Below are 20474 nucleotides of genomic sequence, written 5' to 3'. Positions count from 1 at the left end.
ATGAAGATGTCGGCGATCTCGACGACGTCCTCCAGCGTGGTCACCTGGTAGCCGTCCATCGCCGCCTGCAGCGCGCAGATCGGGTCGACCTCCGTCACGATCACCCGGGCACCCTGGCCGCGCAGCGACTCCGCGCAGCCCTTGCCCACGTCACCGTAGCCGCACACCACCGCGACCTTGCCGCCGATCAGCACATCGGTGGCCCGGTTGATGCCGTCGATCAGGGAGTGCCGGCAACCGTACTTGTTGTCGAACTTCGACTTGGTCACCGAGTCGTTGACGTTGATCGCCGGGAACAGCAGCTTGCCGTCCCGGTGCATCTCGTACAGCCGGTGCACACCGGTCGTGGTCTCCTCGGTCACGCCCTTGATGGTCGCGGCGACCTGCGCCCAGTCGATGGTGCTGCGCCGCAACAGCGCCAGCACCACGGCCAGTTCCTCGTTCTCCGCCGTGGCCGGGTCGGGGACGGCACCGGCCTTCTGGTAGTCGACGCCCTGGTGGATCAGCAGGGTGGCGTCACCGCCGTCGTCCAGGATCATGTTCGGGGTCTGGCCGTTCGGCCAGCTGAGTGCCCGCTCGGTGCACCACCAGTACTCCTCCAGCGTCTCGCCCTTCCAGGCGAAGACCGGGATGCCCGCGGCGGCGATCGCGGCAGCGGCGTGGTCCTGGGTGGAGAAGATGTTGCAGGACGCCCAGCGCACCTCGGCGCCCAGCGCCACCAGGGTCTCGATCAGCACGGCGGTCTGCACGGTCATGTGCAGCGAACCGGTGATCCGGGCGCCGGCCAGCGGCTGGCCGGCGGCGTACTCCTTGCGGATCGACATCAGACCGGGCATCTCGTGCTCGGCGAGCTGGATCTCCTTGCGGCCGAACGCGGCCAGCGAGAGGTCGGCGACCTTGAAGTCGGCAGTCATGGGGATTCCTCCGATGAGTGGTCAGGCAGCGGATGCAACCGGCTGGTCGAGGCCGAGGTTGCGGTAGATCTCAAGAGCGGCGGTTGATCGGTTGAGGGTGATGAAGTGCAGTCCGGGGGCGCCCTCCTGGAGCAGCCGGTCGGCCATCCGGGTCGCGTGCTCGACGCCGATGCGGTGGCCGGCGGCCGCGTCGCCCCGGGCATCGGCCAGCCGGGCGGCGAGTTCGGCGGGGAAGGCGGCGTTGCTCAGTTCGGCGAAGCGGCGGATCTGGCCGTAGGCGGTGGCCGGCATGATCTCCGGGATGATGGGGGTGGCGCAGCCCGCGGCCGCGACCTTGTCGCGCAGCCGCAGATAGTCGTCAACTCGGAAGAACATCTGGGTGATGGCGTAGTCGGCACCGGCTCGGCACTTGGCGACGAAGTGCCGGATGTCGCTCTCCCAGTCCGGTGAACGCGGGTGCCGCTCCGGGAAGGCGGCCACGCCGACTGTGAACGAGCCGCTCTCCTTGAGGAGTTGCACGAGCTCGGCGGCGTGGTGGCAGCCCTGCGGGTGCGGCTGCCAGGCGCCGCGCGGGTCACCGGGCGGATCGCCGCGCAGCGCCAGCACATCATGGATGCCGGCGTCGGCGTACCGCCGGATGATCGCCCGCAGTTCGGCCCTGGCATGGCCGACGGCGGTCAGGTGGGCGACGGGCAGCAGGGTGCTGTGGGCGGCGATCCGCTCGGTGGTGGCGATGGTGCGGTCGCGCGAGGAGCCGCCGGCGCCGTAGGTCACGGAGACGAAGGTCGGCCGCACCGCCTCGACGCGGCGGATCGCCGCCCACAGGTCACGCTCGCCGGCCGCGTCCTTGGCCGGGAAGAACTCGAAGGAGTAGCTGGGTTCGCCCGCCGCCAGGAGGTCGCGCAGGCGGCGCGGCGACCGGGCGGCGGACGGTCGGCTGGTCATGCGGGGCCCGCCCAGGCGATCGCGACGTCGGCGGCGGCCTGCGGGCCGTAGCCCTCGGCGAGGCTGTGCAGCAGGTCGCCGCGGCACAGCCGGTACTCCTGGGTGCCGGTGCAGCCGAGCACCACCGCCGCGATGGCGCAGCCGAGTTGGGCGGAGCGGTCGAGCGGCAGGCCCCAGCTGCGGGCGGCCAGGAAGCCGGACCGGAACGCGTCGCCCACGCCGGTGGGGTCGCTGACCCGCGCCACCGGCACGGCGGGCACGGCCACCGGCGCGCTGCCGGCGCTCTCCACCCGCACGCCGTCGGCGCCGAGGGTGGTGATCCAGTGGCCGACCCGGTCCAGGATCTCGCGCCGGGACCAGCCGCTGAGCTTGAGCAGCAGCGCGGCCTCGTACTCATTGGTGAACAAGTAGCTCGCGCCGTCGAGCAGTTGGCGCACCTCTGGCTGGGTGAGGCGGGCCAGCTGCTGGGAGGGGTCGGCGGCGAACGGGGTGCCGGTGCGGCGGCAGGCGTCGGTGTGCCGCAGCATCGCGGCGGGGTCGTCCGGGGCGATCAGCACCAGGTCGAAGCCGCCGGCCTGCTCGGCGACGGCCGCGAGGTCGATCTCGGCGGCCTCCGACATGGCGCCCGGGTAGAAGGTGGCGATCTGGTTCTGCTGCTGGTCGGTGGTGCAGACGAACCGGGCGGTGTGCCGGGTCTCGCTGATCCGCACGTGGTCGGTGTCCACCCCGTGCTGCTTGAGCCAGAGGCGGTAGTCGTCGAAGTCCGGGCCGGCCGCGCCCACCAGGGTGGGGGCGTGGCCCAGCAGGCCCAGCCCGAAGGCGATGTTGGCGGCCACTCCGCCCCGCCGCACTTCGAGGCCGTCGGCGAGGAAGGAGAGCGAGACGGTGCTGAGCCGGTCGGGGATCAGCTGGTCGGTGAAGCGGCCCGGAAAGGTCATCAGATGGTCGGTGGCGATGGAGCCGGTGACGGCGAGGCGCACGGGAGTCTCCTCTGGACGACGGACGACGAACGACGAACGACGGACGGGGGCCGTCAGCGGCCGGCGGCCTGGCGAAGCTTCTCGGCGCGGTCGGTGCGCTCCCAGGTGAAGTCCGGCAACTCGCGGCCGAAGTGCCCGTAGGCGGCGGTGGCGGCGTAGATCGGCCGCAGCAGCTCCAGGTCGCGGATGATCGCGGCCGGGCGCAGGTCGAACACCTCCAGCACGGCCGGCTGGATCCGGCCGACCGGCACGGTCTCGGTGCCGAAGGTCTCGACGAACAGGCCGACCGGTGCCGCCTTGCCGATCGCGTACGCCACCTGGACCTCGCAGCGCCTGGCCAAGCCGGCGGCGACCACGTTCTTCGCCACCCACCGCATCGCATAGGCGGCCGAGCGGTCGACCTTGGACGGGTCCTTGCCGGAGAAGGCGCCGCCGCCGTGCCGGGCCATGCCGCCGTAGGTGTCCACGATGATCTTGCGGCCGGTCAGGCCCGCGTCGCCCATCGGGCCGCCGATCTCGAAGCGGCCGGTCGGGTTGACCAGCAGCCGGTAGCCGGTGGTGTCGATGCCGGCCTCGCGCAGCACCGGCTCCACCACGAACTGCCGGATGTCGGGCGCCAGCAGCGTCTCCAGGTCGACGTCGGAGGCGTGCTGGGTGGAGACCACCACGGTGTCCAGCCGCACCGGCCGGTCGCCGTCGTACTCGATGGTGACCTGGGTCTTGCCGTCCGGGCGCAGGTACGGGACGGTGCCGTCCTTGCGGACGCAGCTGAGGCGCTCGGCGAGCCGGTGCGCCAGGGTGATCGGCAGCGGCATCAGCTCCGGGGTGTCGTCGCAGGCGTAGCCGAACATCAGGCCCTGGTCGCCCGCGCCCTGCTGGTCGAGGGCGTCGGTGGGGTCGCCCTGGCGCTGCTCGTAGGCGCTGTCGACGCCCTGGGCGATGTCCGGGGACTGGGCGCCGATCGACACCGAGACGCCGCAGGAGGCGCCGTCGAAGCCCTTCTTGGAGCTGTCGTAGCCGATCTCCAGGATGGTGTCGCGGACCAGCTGGGCGATCGGCGCGTACGCCTTGGTGGTGACCTCGCCGGCGATGTGCACCTGGCCGGTGGTGATGAGGGTCTCGACGGCGACCCGGGAGGTCGGGTCCTGGGCGAGCAGGGCGTCCAGGATGGTGTCGCTGATCTGGTCGGCGATCTTGTCGGGGTGGCCCTCGGTGACGGACTCCGAGGTGAACAGACGGCGGGTCATGGTCGGCTCCTGGGGGTGGTGGGGGCACAGCCTTGCGGGGGGGCTTTGCGGGGATGCGGCCGCCCCTCGGGGGTCGGGGCGGCCGCACGTTGCGGGCGGGCCGGGTTTCAGGCCACGGCGGCGGCGAAGAAGTGCTCCTCGATGCTGGCGAGGGTGCGCAGGTGGTCGACCTCCAGGGTCGCCATGTCGATCGGCCGTCCGCTGGTCTGCTCCAGCAGGAAGACGAACTCGACGAAGGAGAGCGAGTCGATCAGGCGGTTCTCGATCAGATCCAGGTCGGGCGCGATGTCGGTGCGCTGCGGGTGGCGGCCGAGGATCCAGGACTTGATGGGCTCGATGCTGGCGGACATGGCGGTTCTCCTTCAGATGTGGGGTGAACTGGGTTGGGGCGATTGCGGGTTCAGCCGACTGTTCAGCCGACCGGGATCGGGGCGGCGACGGCGGCGGCGTAACCCGCGTCGTGGCTGATGCTGACGGTGATGCCGCTGATTCCGGCGGCTTCGGCCAACTGGGCCGCGCGGCCGTGCAGTTCGATCAGCGGCCAGCCGCCGGGGGCCCGGTGGACCTCGATGTCCAGCCAGGGCAGGATGGTGTCGGCGACCCGCAGGGTCTTGAAGGCGGCTTCCTTGGCGGCGATCCGGCCGCAGACCGCGAGGGTGTTCAGACCCTCGTCGGTGCGGCAGTCGGCCAACTCCCGCTCGGTGAGCATCCGGAGCAGGAACCGCTCACCATGGTTGTCGATCAGTTCGCGGACCCGGCCGGCGGCGACGATGTCCAGACCGAGGTTCGCCCAGCCGGGAGGGGGCCCGGCCTCCGCGGCGGCAGGCATCTCAGACCGCCGAACCCGCCTGGCGGACAGCCTCGGTGGCGGCCTCCCAGCTGCCGTGCCGCCGGGTCAGGGCGGAGAGCCAGCGCTCCAGGCCGAAGGCGGCGCAACTGGTGAACGCGGCCTGGCCGGTGTCGCCGACGGTGATGCCGCAGCGCTCGCCGAAGAAGTTCCGGTGCACGTTGACCGAGCCGATGGCCAGGTCCTCGTAGAGGAACTCGTACTTCACCGGGGAGAGTTGCTGCAGCAGCAGCCGGGCCCCGCCGCGGTCGTAGAACGGGTCGGTGGCGGCTTCCTTGCGCAGCGGCAGGTCCAGCGCGGCGGCGAACGCGGTGATCTTCTCGGTGAAGGTCCGCAGGTGCTGCTCGGTGTGGTCCTGGCTGCCGATCGCGACCACCTCCCGCATGTGGAAGCCGAGCAGGCGGCGCAGGTCGTGGTACTCGGTCTCCTTGCGGAAGCAGCGGCCGAGCACGGTCACCAGGGTGCCGTCGGGCAGGGCCGATCCGGCGTGGTGCAGGTAGACGCCGTAGCAGGCGGCCGAGGGCAGGGCGAGGGCGGCGGGCTCCAGGGCCTGCTGCGGGAAGGTGCCGGTCTGGGGTGCGAACGGGTGCTCGGCGCGCTGGTCGAGGTCGAGCGCGGTGGCGAGGATCGCCTGGTGCGGGAAGTTGTCGTAGTAGTCGAGCTTGGCCAGGTCGGCGGCGGGGAGCAGCGGCGGCGTGATGATCTGGGCGGCGCCGGCCTCGGCGCCCCAGCCGGCGAAGGTGTCGTCCAGCAGTCGGAGCAGCGCGGTGGCCTCCGGCCCGAGGGCGGACAGGCCGCCCTGCTGCACGCCCGTGGGCGGCGAGATGGTGGGACTCATCGGTACCTCGCGGGGTCTCGGTGGTGGGTCGGCCAGTGGATTGCCCCGTGGATTGAGCAATGGATTGACCGTTGGATCGAGCAGGCGTCAGCTGGTGGGGAGCGTGTCGTCGGCGAACAGGCCGATCTTGCGGAAGAAGGCCATGGGCTTGCGGATCACCCTGCGCTCGACGGCGCGGCGGCCCGGGTCGCCGATGATCGCGGCGCGCAGGGCGAGCGGGTCGGCGATCCCGGCGTCGCGGTAGATCTCGGGGTTGTAGAAGGAGTTGAGGCTGTAGACCATGTAGCGCTTGAGGTAGGCCTCGACCTCGCGGAGCCGGTCGTCGCCCACTGCCTCCCGCATCCGCCCGTAGAGGTGGGCGACCAGCTCCCGGCCGAAGGCGATGTGCCGGGACTCGTCCTGGTGGTGGATGGCGTTGACCTGGCGGATGGTGTGGCAGAGCCGCTCGTCCTGGCCCATGGCCATGTTGTAGTAGTCGACCAGCTCCTCGAAGAACAGGATCCGGGCGAAGACCAGGAAGTTCTCCACCTCGGGCTCCTGGCGCTCGGTGGCGCCGCCCAGCTTGAACACCGGCGGCTGGTAGATCTTGCCGCCGTAGCGGAGGCAGAACTCGGAGAAGAACCACATGTGTTCGTTCTCCTCGCCGATGAAGTGGTGGAAGAAGTCCGAGGGGACTTCGAAGCCGGGCATGTGGATCCGGTTGACCACCTCGATCAGCAGCTCGCGGATGCCGTGCACGTTGAGGCTGTAGAAGTTGATGCTCTCCCACTTGGAGAGGCGCTTGCGGGTGGCCTCGTCGAGTTGGTCGAGCGCGGCGGTGCCGACCGGCGAGATGAGCTCGGGGCTCATCCACCACTGGTCGTCGTCGAGCGAGTCGGCCCAGTCGAAGCGCTGGTAGGGGTTGTAGTAGTCCTCGATGGACTTCTGGGCGAGGCGGTCGAGCAGTTGGCGGAACCGGTCGGTGACGGCGAGTTCGGCGGTGGGCATGGCGGGGCTCCTGTGGGGGTCTCTGCGGTCCTGTGGGGGTGCGCTGCCGACCAGCGGATTCAGCGGCGGGCCTGGTAGACCGCGCTGACGGCGGTCTCGGTGGCGCGGCGCCAGCGGGTGAAGCCGGCCCCCTCGGCGATGGCGCGCAGCGCGGCCTCGCCGGCGTGGTTGCCGAGGGCGTGCGGGCCGTGCTGGGCGGCGGCGACCGGCAGGCACATCACGGCGGACAGGCTCATGAACAGCCTTCCGGCGGCGTGCTGGTTCTCGGCGAGCGCGGCCTTGGCGTTGGGCTCGACGATCATCCAGACACCTTCCTCGGCCAGCGCCTGGTGGGCCCAGCGGGCGGCGGGGACCGGGTGGCCCAGGTCGTGCAGCACGTTGAAGTAGCTGACCAGGTCGTAGCCTTGGCCGGGGAAGCCGTCGGCCGGGGCGACCTCGAACGTGACCCGGTCGGCCAGCCCGGCCTGGCGGGCCAGTTCGCGGGCGTGCTCGATGGCGGCGGCGGAGTAGTCGAACCCGTGGAAGGTGGCTTGGGGGAACGCCTGGGCCATGATCAGGGTCGAGTGGCCGACCCCGCAGCCGACGTCGGCGACCTTGCCGCCGGCCCGCAGGCGGTCGACCACGCCGTCCAGCGCGGGCAGCCAGTGCTGGACCAGGTTGGCGCGGTAGCCGGGCAGGAAGAAGCTGCCCATGCCGGTGTCCAGGGAGTCGTGGTGGTCGGACCATTCGACGCCACCGCCGCTGCGGTAGGCGGCGGCCAGCTGGTCCTCGGTGGCGTAGAGCGCCTTGAGGGCGGTGAAGAAGGGGGCGACGTAGGCCGGGTCGTCCTCGTCGGCGAGTACGGTGGCGTGGGTGTCGGGCAGTTGGTAGGTGTCGTGCGCCGGGTCGTGCTGCAGGTAGCCGGCGCTGGTCTGGGCGTGCAGCCACTCGGTGGTGTAGCGCTCGTCGAGTCCGGTGCGGGTGGCGAGTTCCTTGGCGGTCAGCGGTCCGGCGCCGGCCAGTGCGCGGTAGAGGCCGAGCCGCTCACCGAGTGCCACGGTCAGGCCGCGGACGGCGGCCGCCGCGTCGGTGATCACCTGGTCGCGGAACGATGCGGTCATGGTTCCTCCTCTCCGGTTCGGGGGCGGGCGGGTTTACGCCAGGTCGGCGGTGTAGAGGAAGGACCGCGGCGCGCCGCGGAATTCGCGGGGCGGCACCGGGAAGGGCCAGCGGCCGAAGGTGGCGCCGTCCTCGCCGGGCTGGCGCACCTCGCGGGCCTGCCAGCCGCATTCGGCGAGGAACTGCTCGGGGGTGTCGGTGCCGAACAGCCAGGCCGCGCCATCCTCGGCCAAGGCGTTGAGGAACGGCCGGGCCAGCGGGTTGACCAGCGACGCGTGACTGGCGAAGTCGCCGAGCAGCACGGTGCCGGGGGCCGAGAGGGAGCGCACGCCGGTCAGCAGCCGGCGCACCGCGTCCTCGGGGAGGAAGAAGGTCAGGCCCTCGATCACCCACAGGGTCGGCCGGTCGGCCTGGAAGCCGGCCTGGCGAAGCGAGTCGGCCCACTCCCCCGCGAGGTCGACGGCCACCGGGTGGCGGGTGATCCCGGCGGGCGGCTGGGCGCCGTCGAGCAGTTCCTCCTTGGCGGCCAGCAGGGCGGGCCGGTCCAGCTCGAAGACGGTGGTGCCGTCGGCCCAGCAGTCCAGCCGGAACGGGCGGGTGTCCATGCCGGCGGCGACGAAGACGACCTGGCGGATCCCCTCACCGGCGACGGCGGCGGCGATGGCGCGGTCCAGGTAGGTGGTGCGGACCGCCAGGAACTCGACGGTGCCGGCGCCGGCGTAGCGGTCGAGCAGCTTGAAGCCGGTGTCGGCGGCGACGGTGCGGGCGTACGGGTCGACGAAGAGGGCGTCGGCGCGCTCGGACTCCAGGGCCCGGGCGGCGGCCGTCCACTGGGCGGTCTTGGAGACGGCTTCCATAGTGGGGGTTCCTTCCAGTCGGGTGGGGGGTAACTCGGTGGCGTGGTGCCTCAGTTGGCGGGGGCCGGCACCGGGTGCACCGGGTCGACGGACGGCATCGGCGCGGCCGGTCGGGCCGGACGGCGTCCGAAGATGCTGTGCAGGATCATGCTGAACACCAACTGACCTTCGCTGTCGACCAGTTCGCAGCTCGGCTGGACGATCCCGGCGTCCGGCCGGCCCAGCGAGGGCCGGGAACCGAGGATCCGCACCCGGGCGGTCAGCCGGTCGCCGGGCCGGACCGGCCGGTGGTAGCGGATCTCGTCGACGCCCGGCGAGCCGAGGCAGGCGCTGTCGGCCAGCAGTCCGTCGACATAGCGGCGCATGAACAGCGAGGCGGTGTGCCAGCCGCTGGCGATCAGCCCGCCGAACGGGGAGGCGGCGGCGAGTTCGTGGTCGACGTGGAACGGCTGCGGGTCGAACTGCCGGCCGAACTCGATGATCTGATTGTCCGTCACCGTCACGGTGCCGAGCTCGAATTCGGCGCCTGCGACGAAGTCCTCGAAGTAGTACATGGGGGGTTCTCCTGCCGTCGGCACCGGGGGCGGTTCTTCGCTCTCGTCTCGGTGCGGGCCGTTGAGACATCCACAATGTAGGCACGGGCCAATGATTTGGTCAACCCAAAAAAGCGAGTCGGTCAGCGAACGCTGTGAAGTGCCTGGTCAAGGTCGGCCCAGAGGTCCTCGGGGTGCTCGATGCCGACCGCCAGCCGGACCGTTCCGGGCCCGATGCCCGCCGACTCCAGCTGCTCCTCGGTGAGTTCACGGTGCGAGGTGCTGGCCGGATGGGTCACCAGCGTCTCCACGCCGCCGATCGACAGCGCGAGCCTGGCCAGCCGGACCGCGCCGATGAACCGGCGCCCGGCCTCCCGGCCTCCCGCCAGCTCGAAGGAGAGCATGCCGCCGCAGTCGGACAGCAGTCGGCGCGCCACCTCGCGGTCCGGATGTCCTTGCAGGCCAGGCCAGTTGACGGCGATTACGGCCGGATGCGCGGCCAGCCGCTCGGCCAGCAGCGCCGCATTCGAACAGTGCTGGCGCATCCGCAGCACCAGCGTCTGCAGGCCACGAATGGTCAGCCAGGCCGCGAACGGGTCCGGAGTGGCGCCGAGTTCGACCGCGCGGGCCCAGACGGCGCGGTGCAGCGCGGGATCGGCGAAGACCGCCGCACCGCCGATCACATCGCTGTGGCCGGCCAGGTACTTGGTGGTGGAGTGCACCACGATGTCCGCGCCGTGCTCGATCGGGCGGCAGAGCACCGGCGAGGCAAGGGAGTTGTCTACCACGCCGACCAGCCCGCGCGCCCGGCCGGCGGCCAGCAGGGCCGGCAGGTCGCAGACCCGGGTGGTCGGGTTGGCGATGGTCTCCAGCAGCAGCAAGCGGGTGTTCGACCGAGTAGCGGCCGCGATCTCGGCCGGGTCCTCGGCGTCCAGGTACGTCGTCTCGATCCCGAACCTGCGGCCGAGGTCGGTCAGCACCGAGAAGGTGCCCCCGTACAGGCACTTCTGCGCCAGCACGTGGTCGCCCGGCTGCAGCAGCGAGAGCAGCACGGCACTGATCGCCCCCATGCCGGAGGCGGCCGCGATCGCCGCCGCGCCGCCCTCCAGCTCGGTCAGCGCGGTTTCCAGCGCCCGGACCGTCGGGTTGCCCCGCCGGGTGTACACGTAGTCGCCGTCCGGGGCGGCCATCGCAGCGGCGATCGAGTCGGCGTCGTCGAAGGCGAAGCCGGAGGTCTGGTAGATCGGCACGCTCAGCGGGCCGGGCCCGGGGGCGTGCCCGGTCGCGGCGTGCACGACCCGGGTCTGCGGGTGGAGTTGGGCGGCTGGGTGCGCCGCGGCGGTGGAGTCGGCTGTGGTGGCGGTGGAGTCGGCTGCAGTGGGGTGCGCCGCGGCGGCGGCGTCCGGATGAGTCGTCATGCCGCCCAGGATGCCGTCGTATCCCACCGTCGGGGCAAGGGGTATGTCACTAAGGAAGAGTCACCGCACCGTCTGATCAGGAGAGTTGAGAGACAGACATCACATACCCCCACCCCCACCGGGTAGCGGGCTGCGGCAGCGCGCGTACACCGCCTACCATGGCGGACGCGACGACCGGAGACGGCGAGGGGAGAACCGGCATATGCGGCGCCTGGGTGAGCTCGAGGCCGAGATCATGGACCGGCTGTGGTCCTGGAACAGGCCGGCCACGGTCCGGGAACTGGTGGACGATCTGAACCTGGTCCGCCCGATCGCCTACACCACCGTGATGACGGTGGCCGACATCCTGCACAACAAGGGCCATCTGCGCCGGCGCAAGCTCGGCCGCGCCTGGCTCTACGAGCCCGTTCGCAGCCGGGAGGAGTACACCGCCGCACTGATGGCGGACGCGCTCACCTCCAGCCCGGACCGGTCCACCGCGCTGGCGCACTTCGCGGAGCAGATCTCACCGGACGAGCAGCAGGCCCTGCGCCAGGCGCTCGAAGGCCTGCTGCGCGGGCGCGGCGAGTGACGGCCCTGGCAGCGGCCCTGGTCCTGGCGCTCTACGCCGTCCTGGTCGGCACGGTCGCCCCGCGGCGGCTGGCCCGGGCGCACTGGCCGCAGCGCGCACCGAGGCTCGCGCTGGCGGTCTGGTACGGGCTGGCGGCGACGTTCACGGTGGCCTGCTCGCTGGCGGCCTACCACCTCACCCTCACCGGCCCCCACGCGCACGGCCTGCTGGCGCTGTTCGACTCCGACGCGCCGTCAGCCGCCGAGGGCCCGACCGTGCTGCTGCCGGTCGGCCTCGGCGCCCTGTGGCCGCTCGGCGCGATCGCTGCCGCGGCCCGCCGCGCCCGGCGGGAGCGCGCGGACCACCTCGACCGGCTCGCCCTAGCTGGGCGGCGCGACGCCGCGTTGGACGCCGTGCTGCTCGACCATCCGACGCCTGCGGCCTACTGCCTGGCCCGCGGCCCCGTGGTGGTCAGCAGCGGCGCGCTGGCTGGCCTGCCGTCGGGGCAGCTGAACGCCGTACTGGAGCACGAGCGGGCCCATTTGACGGGTCGTCACCATCTGCTGCTGACGGTGAGCTCCGGTCTGTCCCGGGCGCTGTGGCGGCTGCCGCTGGCGCACGGACTGCGCCAGCAGACGGCCACCCTGCTGGAGTTGATGGCCGACGACCGGGCGGCCCGCCGCTGCTCGGCCGAGGACTTGGCCGCCGCGGTCTGCGAGGTGGCCACCGCCGTCCCGTCGGCGACGGCGCTGGCGGCCGGTGGCGCGGGGGCACTGCTGCGGATCCGCCGCCTGCTGCGCCCGGCGCCGCCGCTGCGGCTGCCGGTCCGGCTGGCGGTGCTGGCCGCCATCGCGCTGGGGCCGACGGTGCCGTATCTGCTGACCTGCGGGCCGATTCCGCGCTGACCGGAGCACGGTCGAGCCGGTCCGCCCTGCGCTCATTTCCTTACCCTAGGGGGGTATGGTACTTTCAAGTGGTCGGGCCGATCCGTGGGTCGGCCTTACTTCGGGTATCGATGACAGGAGCACCGCCATGACCGACGTCACCATCAACTCCGAGCCGACCGCCGGCGATTCGGCCACCTCCTCCTGCTGCGGCTCCTGCGGCACCGGCGCCGCGGCCGCCCCCCAGGGCGAGGCCGCCAACCGCGCCGTCTTCGAGGTGACCGGCATGACCTGCGGCCACTGCGTGAGCTCGGTGACCGCCGAGCTCAAGAAGATCGCCGGCGTCACCGAGGTCGCCGTCGACCTGGCCACCGGCAAGGTCACCGTCGACAGCACCGCGCCGCTGAACGACACCGACGTCGCGGCCGCCATCGACGAGGCCGGCTACGACCTCACCGCCCGCCTGGACGGCTGACCGCGCAGCGGGCCGACCAGGCGCCCCGCACTCGAACAGCACCGCAGCACCGACCGAAGTCCCGAGGGGTCGCCGCACGGCGGCCCCTCGGATTCCATACCCACCCCGGGTACAGTAGAAGCAAGCCCACACCCCCTCGGGTCCCCCGAACCGGACAGCAGAAACCGGAGACGGACATGGCCGGCTACAGCACTCACAAGGATGACGTCCTCAAGCGGCTCCGCCGAGTCGAGGGCCAGGTCCGCGGCCTCCAGCGCATGGTCGAGCAGGACACCTACTGCATCGACATCCTCACCCAGGTGTCGGCCACCACCCGCGCCCTGCAGGCGTTCGCGCTCCAGCTGCTCGACGAGCACATCGCCTGCTGCGTGCGGGACGCGATGGCGGAGGGCGGCGAGGAGGCCGCCGCCAAGCTCAAGGAGGCCAATGACGCGATCGCCCGCCTGGTCCGCTCCTGACACCGCTCCCCGTTTGCGAGGCCCGATGAGCCAGCTGTCGTTCCCCTACAACCGGCCGCCGCTCCCGCCGTTCACCGCGGAGTCGGCACGCCTGAAGGTGCAGGCCGCCGAGGACGCTTGGAACACCAGGGATCCGGAACGCGTCGCCCTCGCCTACACACCTGACTGCGAGTGGCGCAACCGTGACCGGTTCCTGTACGGCCGCGGCGAGATCACCGCATTCCTGCGCGAGAAGTGGTCCCGCGAGCTGGACTACCGACTCCGCAAGGAGCTGTGGGCGTTCACCGGCAACCGGATCTCGGTGCGCTTCGAGTACGAGTGGCACGACAACGCCAGCCAGTGGTGGCGCAGTTACGGCAACGAGCAGTGGGAGTTCGCCGGCAACGGCCTGATGTCGCGCCGCTACGCGAGCATCAACGATCAGGCCATCACCGAGGAGGCCCGGCGCCTCCTCGGCTGACCATCGGTCAACAGCGAGTGCGCCCGCCCAACGTCAGCCCGCGCAGCAGCAGCCCGCTCTGCGTCAGCGAGTGAGCCCGCGCAGCAGCAGTTCGGCGAGCTGCGCGTAGGCCTCGGCGTCGGCCAGGCCGGTGGCGACGGCGACTTGGCGCTGCTGAATGCGGACCATCACCGAGCTGATGACCTCGGCGGCGAACGCGACATGGACCTCGCGGAACACGCCGGCCGCCACGCCCTCCTCGATCAGCTGCTGGATCCGGCCCGCCGCCGCCCGGGTGTTGCGCTCATAGACCTCGGCGGCCGGCCCGAACGCGGCCACGTCGTCGAAGAAGACCGGTGCGGCGGGCGCCAGTTCATCCGCCACCGCGCGCAGGTAGGCCGCCAGCCGGGCGACCGGGTCGCTCTCGGCAGCCAGCGCGCCCTCCACCCGGCCGGTGGCGCGCCGGAAGAAGTGCACCACCACGCCCCGGACCAGCTGCTCCTTACTGCCCGCGAGCCCGTAGAGGGTGCGCTTGGAGCAGTGCAGCCGGGCGGCCAGCTCGTCCAGGGTGAATCCGGCGAAGCCCTCGGCGATCACCAGGGCCACCAGTTCGTCGAACAGCTCCGACCGGCGGGCCGCACCGCGGCCGGTCAGCCTGGGGGCGCCCACGGCGGAGGACTCGATCATGCCGCCAGTATTACAGGCCGCCTGCTGGGCCGCGTATCCGCAGGTCAGCCCATGCGCTACGCTAAGCGGTACTGACGTACCTCCTAAAGTACCGTTTTGGAGTCGCCGTGGCCGTCGACCGCATGCTCCCCACCCAGGACGCAGAGGATCTGATCGCCCTTGTCCGCGAGATCGCCGATCGCGAGCTCGCCACACGAGTCGAAGAGCACGAGAGCACCGAGACCTACCCCGAGGGCCTGTTCGGCATCCTCGGCCAGGCCGGTCTGCTGAGCCTCCCCTACCCCGAGGAGTTCGGCGGCGGCGGCCAGCCGTACGAGGTCTACCTCCAGGTGCTGGAGGAGCTCGCCGCCCGCTGGGCCGCCATCGCGGTCGCCACCAGCGTGCACACCCTGGCCTGCCACCCGCTGTACACGTTCGGCACCGACGAGCAGAAGCAGCGCTGGCTGCCCGACCTGCTGGGCGGCGCCATGGTCGGCGGCTACAGCCTCTCCGAACCGCAGGCCGGCTCCGACGCCGCCTCGCTCAACTGCAAGGCAGAGCTCACCGCGGACGGCTACCGGATCACCGGCACCAAGGCCTGGATCACCCACGGCGGCCGGGCCGACTTCTACTCGCTGTTCGCCCGCACCGCGCCCGGCAGCAAGGGCGTCTCCTGCTTCCTGGCGCCCGGCGCCATCGAGGGCCTCAGCTTCGGCGCCCCCGAGCGGAAGATGGGCCTGCAGGCGGTGCCCACCACCGCGGCCTACTGGGACGGCGCGGTGCTGGAGACCGACCGGCTGATCGGCACCGAGGGCCAGGGGCTGCAGATCGCGTTCAGCGCCCTGGACGGCGGCCGCCTCGGCATCGCCGCCTGCGCCACCGGCCTGGCCCAGGCCGCCCTGGACGCCGCGGTCGACTACGCCAACGAGCGCACCACCTTCGGCAAGAAGATCATCGACCACCAGGGGCTCGGCTTCATGCTGGCCGACATGGCCGCCGCCGTCGACTCGGCCCGGGCCACCTACCTGGACGCGGCCCGCCGCCGCGACGCCGGCCGGCCGTTCAGCCGCCAGGCCAGCGTGGCCAAGCTGGTCGCCACCGACGCCGCCATGAAGGTCACCACCGACGCCGTCCAGGTGCTCGGCGGCTACGGCTACACCCGGGACTTCCCGGTTGAACGTTATATGCGTGAAGCCAAGATCACGCAGATCTTCGAGGGAACCAACCAGATTCAGCGGCTCGTTATCAGCCGCGGGCTGTCCCACTGACGGCCCGTCACCTCCAGTCTTCGCCCAAGGAACTCCCCCAAGGAACCTGATATGGACCTCACCGGATCCGCTGCACTGGTCACCGGCGCCGCCTCCGGCCTCGGCGCCGCCACCGCCGCCGCCCTGGCGGCCCGCGGCGCCACCGTCTACGGCCTCGACCTCGAGAAGGCGATCGAGGCCGCCGGCGACCAGCTCGACGGCGTCACCCTGCTGGCCGCCGACGTCACCCACGAGGCGCCGGTCCGCGAGGCGCTGGCCCGGATCGACGCCGACGGCGCCCAGCTGCGGGTGGCCGTCAACTGCGCCGGCATCGCCCCCTCCGCCCGGATCCTCGGCCGCAAGGGCGCCCACGACCTCGACCTGTTCCGCACGGTGATCGACGTCAACCTGATCGGCACCTTCAACGTGATGCGGCTGGCCGCCGAGGCCATCGCCCAGCACGAGCCGGACGACAACGGCCAGCGCGGCCTGATCGTCAACACCGCATCGATCGCGGCCTTCGAGGGCCAGGTCGGCCAGATCGCCTACGCCGCCTCCAAGGCGGGCGTGGCCGGCATGACCATCACCGCCGCCCGCGACCTGGCGCAGTACGGCATCCGAGTCGTCACCATCGCGCCCGGCATCGTGGACACTCCGATGATGGCCGGCTTCGGCGACGAGGTGAAGGCCGGGCTCGCCGCCAGCGTCACCTTCCCGCAGCGGCTGGCCGACCCGACGGAGTACGCCCGCCTGGTCACCATGGTCGCCGAGCACGACTACCTCAACGGCGAGACGATCCGGATGGACGGCGCGCTGCGGATGTCGGCTCGCTGACACTTCGCTGATGCCGAAGGCCCGCCCTAGGATTCGGGCGGGCCTTCGGCCGTTCCGAACTCAGCCCGCGTGGACCGCGCTGACCAGGTCGGGCAGCAGGGCGGCGGCGTTGGGGGTGCCGAGACCGGTGATCGGGTCCCAGCCGGTGGTGGCGGGGTAGCCCGGCACGGTCGGGTCGGTGGTGTTGTTGCCGAGGGTCACGTCGTTGAAGTCCGCGGCGTACTTGGCCGGGTCGGTGCTCAGCTTGTACAGCGCCGGGTTGATCTGACCCAGCCCGCCGCCGTTCAGCTGGTCGGCGATCGACACCAGGCCGGCCGTCTCCGGGCAGGCCAGCGAGGTGCCGCCGATGTCGTACCAGCCCGAGCTGCACGCCGTGGCACCGCACTTGAGGCCCGAGGAGCCGTCCGGCGGCAGCGAGACGTAGATCAGCGCACCGGTGCCGGGCGCGGCCTGCAGCGAGACGTCCGGGACACCGCGCATCGCACCGATCGCGGTGGAGCCGGCCGGCAGCGACGACTGGTAGTCGGGCTTGGCGAAGTACTGGCTGTACCCGCCCCCGGAGCCGGTCCAACCCACCTCGGCCGCACCGGGGTTGGACTGGCAGGCGGCCGGGTTGTCACTGCTGTCCGTGGTCCGTCCGCTGACCGCGCCCGGGTCGGTACACAGGAAGGTGCCGCCGACGGCGGTGACCAGCGGGTCGGAGGCCGGCCAACCCACCGACGGGTAGGGCAGGGTGATGCCGCCGGACTTCACCGGGGTCTTGGTGGCGCCGGCCGAGCCGCTGTCACCGGACGAGCTGAGCATCGTGACGCCGTTCTGCGCCGCCGACTTGAAGGCGTGCCGCAGGTTCTCCAGGGACGCCTCGCTGTGGAACGCCCCCTCGTCGCTGGAGAAGGACTGCGAGATGACGTTCGCCAGGTGGTGGTCGACCACGTACTGCTCGGCGTCCATCATCTGCGGCAGGCCCTGCACGCCCAGGGTCTCGGCGGTGGGGGTGGTGACCAGCAGGATGTTGGCGCCGGGAGCCATCGCGTGCGCGGTCTCCACGTCGAGCGAGACCTCCAGGTCCCAAGCCGCCTTGTCCTCCTGGCCGGTGCCCTGGCTGGTGGGCGGCGGTGCGACGGTGGCGGGCGAACCCTGCAGTTGCAGCTCACTGAAGCTCGGCATGCCGGGCTGGCAGGCCGCGCCCTCCTCACCGCACATCGCGGCGACACCGAAGGCCTGGTCGAAGACATGCAGGTCGTGCGCCATGGTGTCGCTGCCGTAGGAGTCGATGATCGCGATGGTCTGACCGCGACCGTCGTTCCCGTTGGCGTACAGCGGGCCGAGGTTGTAGGCAGCGCGAACCGCCTGCGGGCTGAAGCAGCGCCGGCCGGCCGCCGCGCACTGGGCCTGGGTGGGCGGTGTGGTGCCGGCCGACAGCTGGAGGTAGTCGGCGACCGTGGGGTGCACTGCCGGGTAGGCGGCGGACGCGGTGGCGCTGCCGCCCGGGCCGGCGAGCACGCCGGTCGCGGCGAGGGCCAGGCTGCTGACTCCCGCGAGCAGCAGCCGGCGTACGGTGATGGCCTTCAAGTAGTCCTCCATGAGGGATGGTTGGGGGACTTGCGGCGCGAGTGTACGGGCGCGGCCAACCACCACTCAATGGATCCGACAGAACGCGGGTGAAACGCTCAGCTTCCGCGCACGTCCGACAGCAGGGCCCTGAAGGGGTGCGGACGACTCGGCTGCCAACCCAGTTCGGCGACGGTCCGGCGGGCCGAGACCACCTGGTTCAGCCCCAGGGCCTCGGCGAACAGGGCGCCGAAGGCCGCGGCGGCGGCCTCGCCCGACCACGGCTCGGCGCGACCGGTACCGCCCGCGGCGACATCCGCGACCGCGGCCAACCCGGCTACCGGCACCTCCGCCAGCGCCACGGCGTGCAGCACGCCGCCGGGCGCGTCCTTGCCCAGTGCCAGCGCGTACAGGTCGGCGAGGTCCGCCAGGTGCACCATCGGCCAGCGGGTGTCGGCGGCACCCACGTACCGGCCGGTGCCGTGCTCGCGGGCCCAGCCGACCATCATCGCCGGGATGCCGCCGCCGTTCCCGTACACGATGCCGGGGCGCAGCACCGTCGCCCGCACCCCGTCCGCCGCTGCGGCCAGCACCCGCTGCTCGATCAGCGGGCGGTAGCCGACGAGCGGGATCGGGTTGGTGGCCGTCTCCTCGTCAACCGGCGCGTCATCGGTGGCACCGAGCACCCAGACACCGCTGGTGTACACGAACGCCCGCCCGGTACCCCGCAACGGTGCCAGCAGCGCGTCGACGGCCGCGGTGTCCGCCGCCTCGTCCCCGATGGGGCTGGCGATGTGCACCACCGCGTCGATGTCATCGGTCACGGCGGCGCTCAGCGATTCGGGGTCGCTCAGGTCGCCCACCCGGTGCGGGAGTTCGGGCGCGACGCGGGAGGCGTCGCGCACCAGGCGGACGATCTCGTGACCGTCCTGCGTGAGCCGTGCGACCGTTGCCGCGCCGATGTAGCCGGTGGCGCCGAGCACCAGGATCTTCATGGGTGTCCCCTCCATCTGTAGTCGTCTGGTCCGATTACGCTACGCCACTCGCTTACTTGACTGATCGTCAGTCCCATTTCTGGGTCGCCAGCCCATTCACTCTTTCGAGTGATCCGGAATGACGCACTCTCATTTGTGCTGACGGCTCCATAATCTGAGTGCATGACAACTCATGCTTCCGTGCTCCGCATCGCCGCGCTCACCGCGCTGGCAGCTGCCACGCTGACCGCCATGCCCGCCACGGCCCACGCCGCCACCCCGCAGGGGAACCCCTATCACGGGCACGAGCAGTTCCTGGATGAGCAGGAGCAGCAGTGGGTCGTCCCGGACGGGATCAACTCGATCACCGTGTACCTGTGGAGCGGTGGCGGCGGTGGTGCCGGCGGGGCGAGCGGTGGTGGTGGCGGCGGCGGTGAGGGCGGCGAGAGCGGCGGCGGGGTCACCGGGAACTACACCGGCGGCGGAGGTGCGGGCGGTGCGGGCGGCACGAGCGGCGCGGGCGGCGGGTCCGGCGCCTTCGTGCAGTGCACGATGGGCGTCAGTCCCGGGGCCCTCTTCTCCGTCCAGGTCGGCGGCGGCGGCGCCGGCGGGCAGGGCGGCGGCTCGGTCGCCGGCGGCGCGGGCGGTTGGACCTTCCGGGGCAACGGGTCGAACGGCTGGAACGGGCAGGGCGGCGGCAACGGCAACTCCGGCCCCCTTCAGACCAGTCTGACGGGGATCACCGACCAGATGCCACCGATCTACGTGAACCCGGGATCGGGCGGCACGAGCACCGGGGGCGCCGGAGGCGGAGCCGGCGGCACCGAGAGCGGGGCCACCGGCGGGGAGCCCTCCGGCGCCAGCCCCGGCGGGGCGGGCGGGGCGGCCGATCAACTGCTCTGCGGCAACAGTGAGGTGACTCCGACCGTCGGCCAGGTCGGCGGTCAGGGCGCCCCCGGCATCCGGGGCGCGGACCAGTCCCACCACTACGCGGGCCGCGGCGGCTGGCCCACCACCAGCGGGACGGGCGCCAAGGCCGTCGGCCCCACCACCCTGAAGCTCCCCGACGGCACCTACACGGTCCCCGCCAACGTCGGCGTCGGAGGCAACGGCGGCCTGGGCGGAAACGGCGGCGCGGGCGGATACGGCGGCAGCGGCTTCCAGGGCGGCTACACCGGCGGTGCCGGCGAGGCAGGCCAGCCCGGCACCGCCGGCGGCCCCGGGCTGATGGTCATCGCCTGGTAACGCACAGCGCGCCGACCGACCCGGTCAGGTGCCCCCCTGGCATTCTGCGCCAGGGGGCACCTGCCGTGTCAGGTACCCCGTCGACGCCAGGGACAGACGAGCCGTAAAGCACCCAGGCTCGCAGGCCCTATGGTCACCTATACGTCCAAGTGACCACCCACCACCCAGTGGCCATCAATCCTGAGAATTGGTCACCTCAGCGGCCAGGCTATGGCCCACCAAATCCTGGAACTCCCCTGCGGCGGCGCCCGCTTGGAACGCCTCCCATTCCCCCCGGTCGAACAGCAGCACAGGCGCCTGCGGATCGCCGCCATGGCGCCACACGACATAGCCGTCCGCCATGAAGGCGACCTGCGGCCCGTCTGTGTCTCCTGGAGCCGCGTACCACTGCGCGGCCGCCAACTCCTGTGCGCTGAAAGCACGCTTCGACCGTGACATCTGCGTCCCTCTTCCGTATGCCGTGCACCCGCTGGCGCCGGATCCCGGG

Annotated in this window: 24 protein-coding genes; 8 read left to right on the top strand and 16 right to left on the bottom strand. The window is 71.8% G+C overall.

The genetic code is table 11. The features are described from left to right. The 12 genes from P3T35_RS09995 to P3T35_RS09940 all read right to left on the bottom strand — a co-directional run. On the bottom strand, positions 1 to 914 hold a 914-nt coding region (locus P3T35_RS09995; RefSeq protein WP_280705129.1), incomplete at its 3' end, for an adenosylhomocysteinase. Between the two features lie 21 nt (positions 915 to 935). Further along, complete coding sequence (gene metF / locus P3T35_RS09990; RefSeq protein ID WP_101383953.1) at positions 936 to 1859, bottom strand: methylenetetrahydrofolate reductase [NAD(P)H]; 924 nt, start codon at positions 1857 to 1859, stop codon at positions 936 to 938. Then, positions 1856 to 2839: a carbohydrate kinase family protein gene (locus tag P3T35_RS09985; RefSeq protein WP_101383952.1), complete on the bottom strand. Its 984-nt coding sequence runs from the start codon at positions 2837 to 2839 to the stop codon at positions 1856 to 1858. The genes metF and P3T35_RS09985 overlap by 4 nt, the downstream gene beginning before the upstream one ends. Positions 2840 to 2892: 53 nt before the next feature. After that, positions 2893 to 4086 carry a methionine adenosyltransferase gene (gene metK, locus P3T35_RS09980; RefSeq protein ID WP_101383951.1) on the bottom strand — a complete coding sequence of 398 codons (1194 nt, stop codon included), beginning with the start codon at positions 4084 to 4086 and terminating at the stop codon, positions 2893 to 2895. 107 nt (positions 4087 to 4193) lie between these two features. Further along, positions 4194 to 4436, bottom strand: coding sequence for an acyl carrier protein (locus tag P3T35_RS09975; protein ID WP_101383950.1), 243 nt, complete (start codon positions 4434 to 4436; stop codon positions 4194 to 4196). Between the two features lie 62 nt (positions 4437 to 4498). Beyond that, entirely contained in the window at positions 4499 to 4915 is a 417-nt protein-coding gene (gene acpS, locus P3T35_RS09970) for a holo-ACP synthase (RefSeq protein WP_101383949.1), read from the bottom strand. A gap of 1 nt (position 4916) precedes the next feature. Next, a complete protein-coding gene (locus P3T35_RS09965) occupies positions 4917 to 5771 on the bottom strand; it encodes a hypothetical protein (protein WP_101383948.1) in 855 nt (284 codons plus the stop codon). A gap of 87 nt (positions 5772 to 5858) precedes the next feature. Next, a complete protein-coding gene (locus P3T35_RS09960) occupies positions 5859 to 6758 on the bottom strand; it encodes a diiron oxygenase (protein WP_101383947.1) in 900 nt (299 codons plus the stop codon). A 59-nt stretch (positions 6759 to 6817) separates the two neighbouring features. Further along, on the bottom strand, positions 6818 to 7858 hold the full coding sequence (locus tag P3T35_RS09955; RefSeq protein WP_101383946.1) for a class I SAM-dependent methyltransferase: 1041 nt from the start codon (positions 7856 to 7858) through the stop codon (positions 6818 to 6820). 33 nt (positions 7859 to 7891) lie between these two features. Further along, positions 7892 to 8713, bottom strand: a complete 822-nt coding sequence (locus P3T35_RS09950; protein WP_101383945.1) for an SAM-dependent methyltransferase — start codon at positions 8711 to 8713, stop codon at positions 7892 to 7894. A 50-nt stretch (positions 8714 to 8763) separates the two neighbouring features. Continuing rightward, positions 8764 to 9267, bottom strand: a complete 504-nt coding sequence (locus P3T35_RS09945) for a MaoC family dehydratase (protein WP_101383944.1) — start codon at positions 9265 to 9267, stop codon at positions 8764 to 8766. 122 nt (positions 9268 to 9389) lie between these two features. Then, complete coding sequence (locus tag P3T35_RS09940) at positions 9390 to 10664, bottom strand: aminotransferase class I/II-fold pyridoxal phosphate-dependent enzyme (protein WP_101385498.1); 1275 nt, start codon at positions 10662 to 10664, stop codon at positions 9390 to 9392. A 202-nt stretch (positions 10665 to 10866) separates the two neighbouring features. Here P3T35_RS09940 and P3T35_RS09935 point away from each other — a divergent pair, with 202 nt between their 5' ends. The 5 genes from P3T35_RS09935 to P3T35_RS09915 all read left to right on the top strand — a co-directional run bounded on the left by P3T35_RS09935 (position 10867) and on the right by P3T35_RS09915 (position 13491). Continuing rightward, positions 10867 to 11235, top strand: coding sequence for a BlaI/MecI/CopY family transcriptional regulator (locus tag P3T35_RS09935; RefSeq protein ID WP_101383943.1), 369 nt, complete (start codon positions 10867 to 10869; stop codon positions 11233 to 11235). Beyond that, entirely contained in the window at positions 11232 to 12119 is an 888-nt protein-coding gene (locus tag P3T35_RS09930) for a M56 family metallopeptidase (protein WP_280705097.1), read from the top strand. The genes P3T35_RS09935 and P3T35_RS09930 overlap by 4 nt, the downstream gene beginning before the upstream one ends. A 127-nt stretch (positions 12120 to 12246) precedes the next feature. Further along, complete coding sequence (locus P3T35_RS09925; RefSeq protein WP_101383942.1) at positions 12247 to 12573, top strand: cation transporter; 327 nt, start codon at positions 12247 to 12249, stop codon at positions 12571 to 12573. A gap of 176 nt (positions 12574 to 12749) precedes the next feature. Then, positions 12750 to 13031 (top strand): metal-sensitive transcriptional regulator, encoded by a 282-nt coding sequence (locus P3T35_RS09920; protein ID WP_101383941.1) that lies wholly within the window; start codon positions 12750 to 12752, stop codon positions 13029 to 13031. A gap of 25 nt (positions 13032 to 13056) precedes the next feature. Then, positions 13057 to 13491 (top strand): nuclear transport factor 2 family protein, encoded by a 435-nt coding sequence (locus tag P3T35_RS09915; protein ID WP_101383940.1) that lies wholly within the window; start codon positions 13057 to 13059, stop codon positions 13489 to 13491. 63 nt (positions 13492 to 13554) lie between these two features. On the opposite strand, the gene P3T35_RS09910 is transcribed toward P3T35_RS09915, so the two are convergent. Continuing rightward, on the bottom strand, positions 13555 to 14157 hold the full coding sequence (locus tag P3T35_RS09910) for a TetR family transcriptional regulator (protein ID WP_101383939.1): 603 nt from the start codon (positions 14155 to 14157) through the stop codon (positions 13555 to 13557). A gap of 107 nt (positions 14158 to 14264) precedes the next feature. Here P3T35_RS09910 and P3T35_RS09905 point away from each other — a divergent pair, with 107 nt between their 5' ends. Together P3T35_RS09905 and P3T35_RS09900 are read left to right on the top strand one after the other, a co-directional pair. Then, positions 14265 to 15404: an acyl-CoA dehydrogenase family protein gene (locus tag P3T35_RS09905; protein ID WP_101383938.1), complete on the top strand. Its 1140-nt coding sequence runs from the start codon at positions 14265 to 14267 to the stop codon at positions 15402 to 15404. 51 nt (positions 15405 to 15455) lie between these two features. Beyond that, positions 15456 to 16217, top strand: a complete 762-nt coding sequence (locus P3T35_RS09900) for an SDR family NAD(P)-dependent oxidoreductase (RefSeq protein ID WP_101383937.1) — start codon at positions 15456 to 15458, stop codon at positions 16215 to 16217. A 60-nt stretch (positions 16218 to 16277) separates the two neighbouring features. Here the strand turns inward: P3T35_RS09900 and P3T35_RS09895 are convergent, their stop codons facing one another. Together P3T35_RS09895 and P3T35_RS09890 are read right to left on the bottom strand one after the other, a co-directional pair. Next, positions 16278 to 17801: a S53 family peptidase gene (locus P3T35_RS09895; RefSeq protein ID WP_101383936.1), complete on the bottom strand. Its 1524-nt coding sequence runs from the start codon at positions 17799 to 17801 to the stop codon at positions 16278 to 16280. 86 nt (positions 17802 to 17887) lie between these two features. Beyond that, complete coding sequence (locus P3T35_RS09890; RefSeq protein ID WP_101383935.1) at positions 17888 to 18763, bottom strand: NAD-dependent epimerase/dehydratase family protein; 876 nt, start codon at positions 18761 to 18763, stop codon at positions 17888 to 17890. A 162-nt stretch (positions 18764 to 18925) separates the two neighbouring features. On the opposite strand from P3T35_RS09890, the gene P3T35_RS09885 reads away from it, so the two are divergent. Beyond that, on the top strand, positions 18926 to 19987 hold the full coding sequence (locus P3T35_RS09885; protein ID WP_180356756.1) for a hypothetical protein: 1062 nt from the start codon (positions 18926 to 18928) through the stop codon (positions 19985 to 19987). A 174-nt stretch (positions 19988 to 20161) separates the two neighbouring features. On the opposite strand, the gene P3T35_RS09880 is transcribed toward P3T35_RS09885, so the two are convergent. Beyond that, positions 20162 to 20425 (bottom strand): DUF397 domain-containing protein, encoded by a 264-nt coding sequence (locus P3T35_RS09880; RefSeq protein ID WP_101383933.1) that lies wholly within the window; start codon positions 20423 to 20425, stop codon positions 20162 to 20164. Positions 20426 to 20474 lie beyond the last annotated feature (49 nt).

The sequence above is a fragment of the Kitasatospora sp. GP30 genome, from assembly GCF_029892145.1.
Taxonomy (GTDB): Bacteria; Actinomycetota; Actinomycetes; order Streptomycetales; family Streptomycetaceae; genus Kitasatospora; species Kitasatospora acidiphila.
This window is presented reverse-complemented; position numbering and strand designations above follow the sequence as displayed.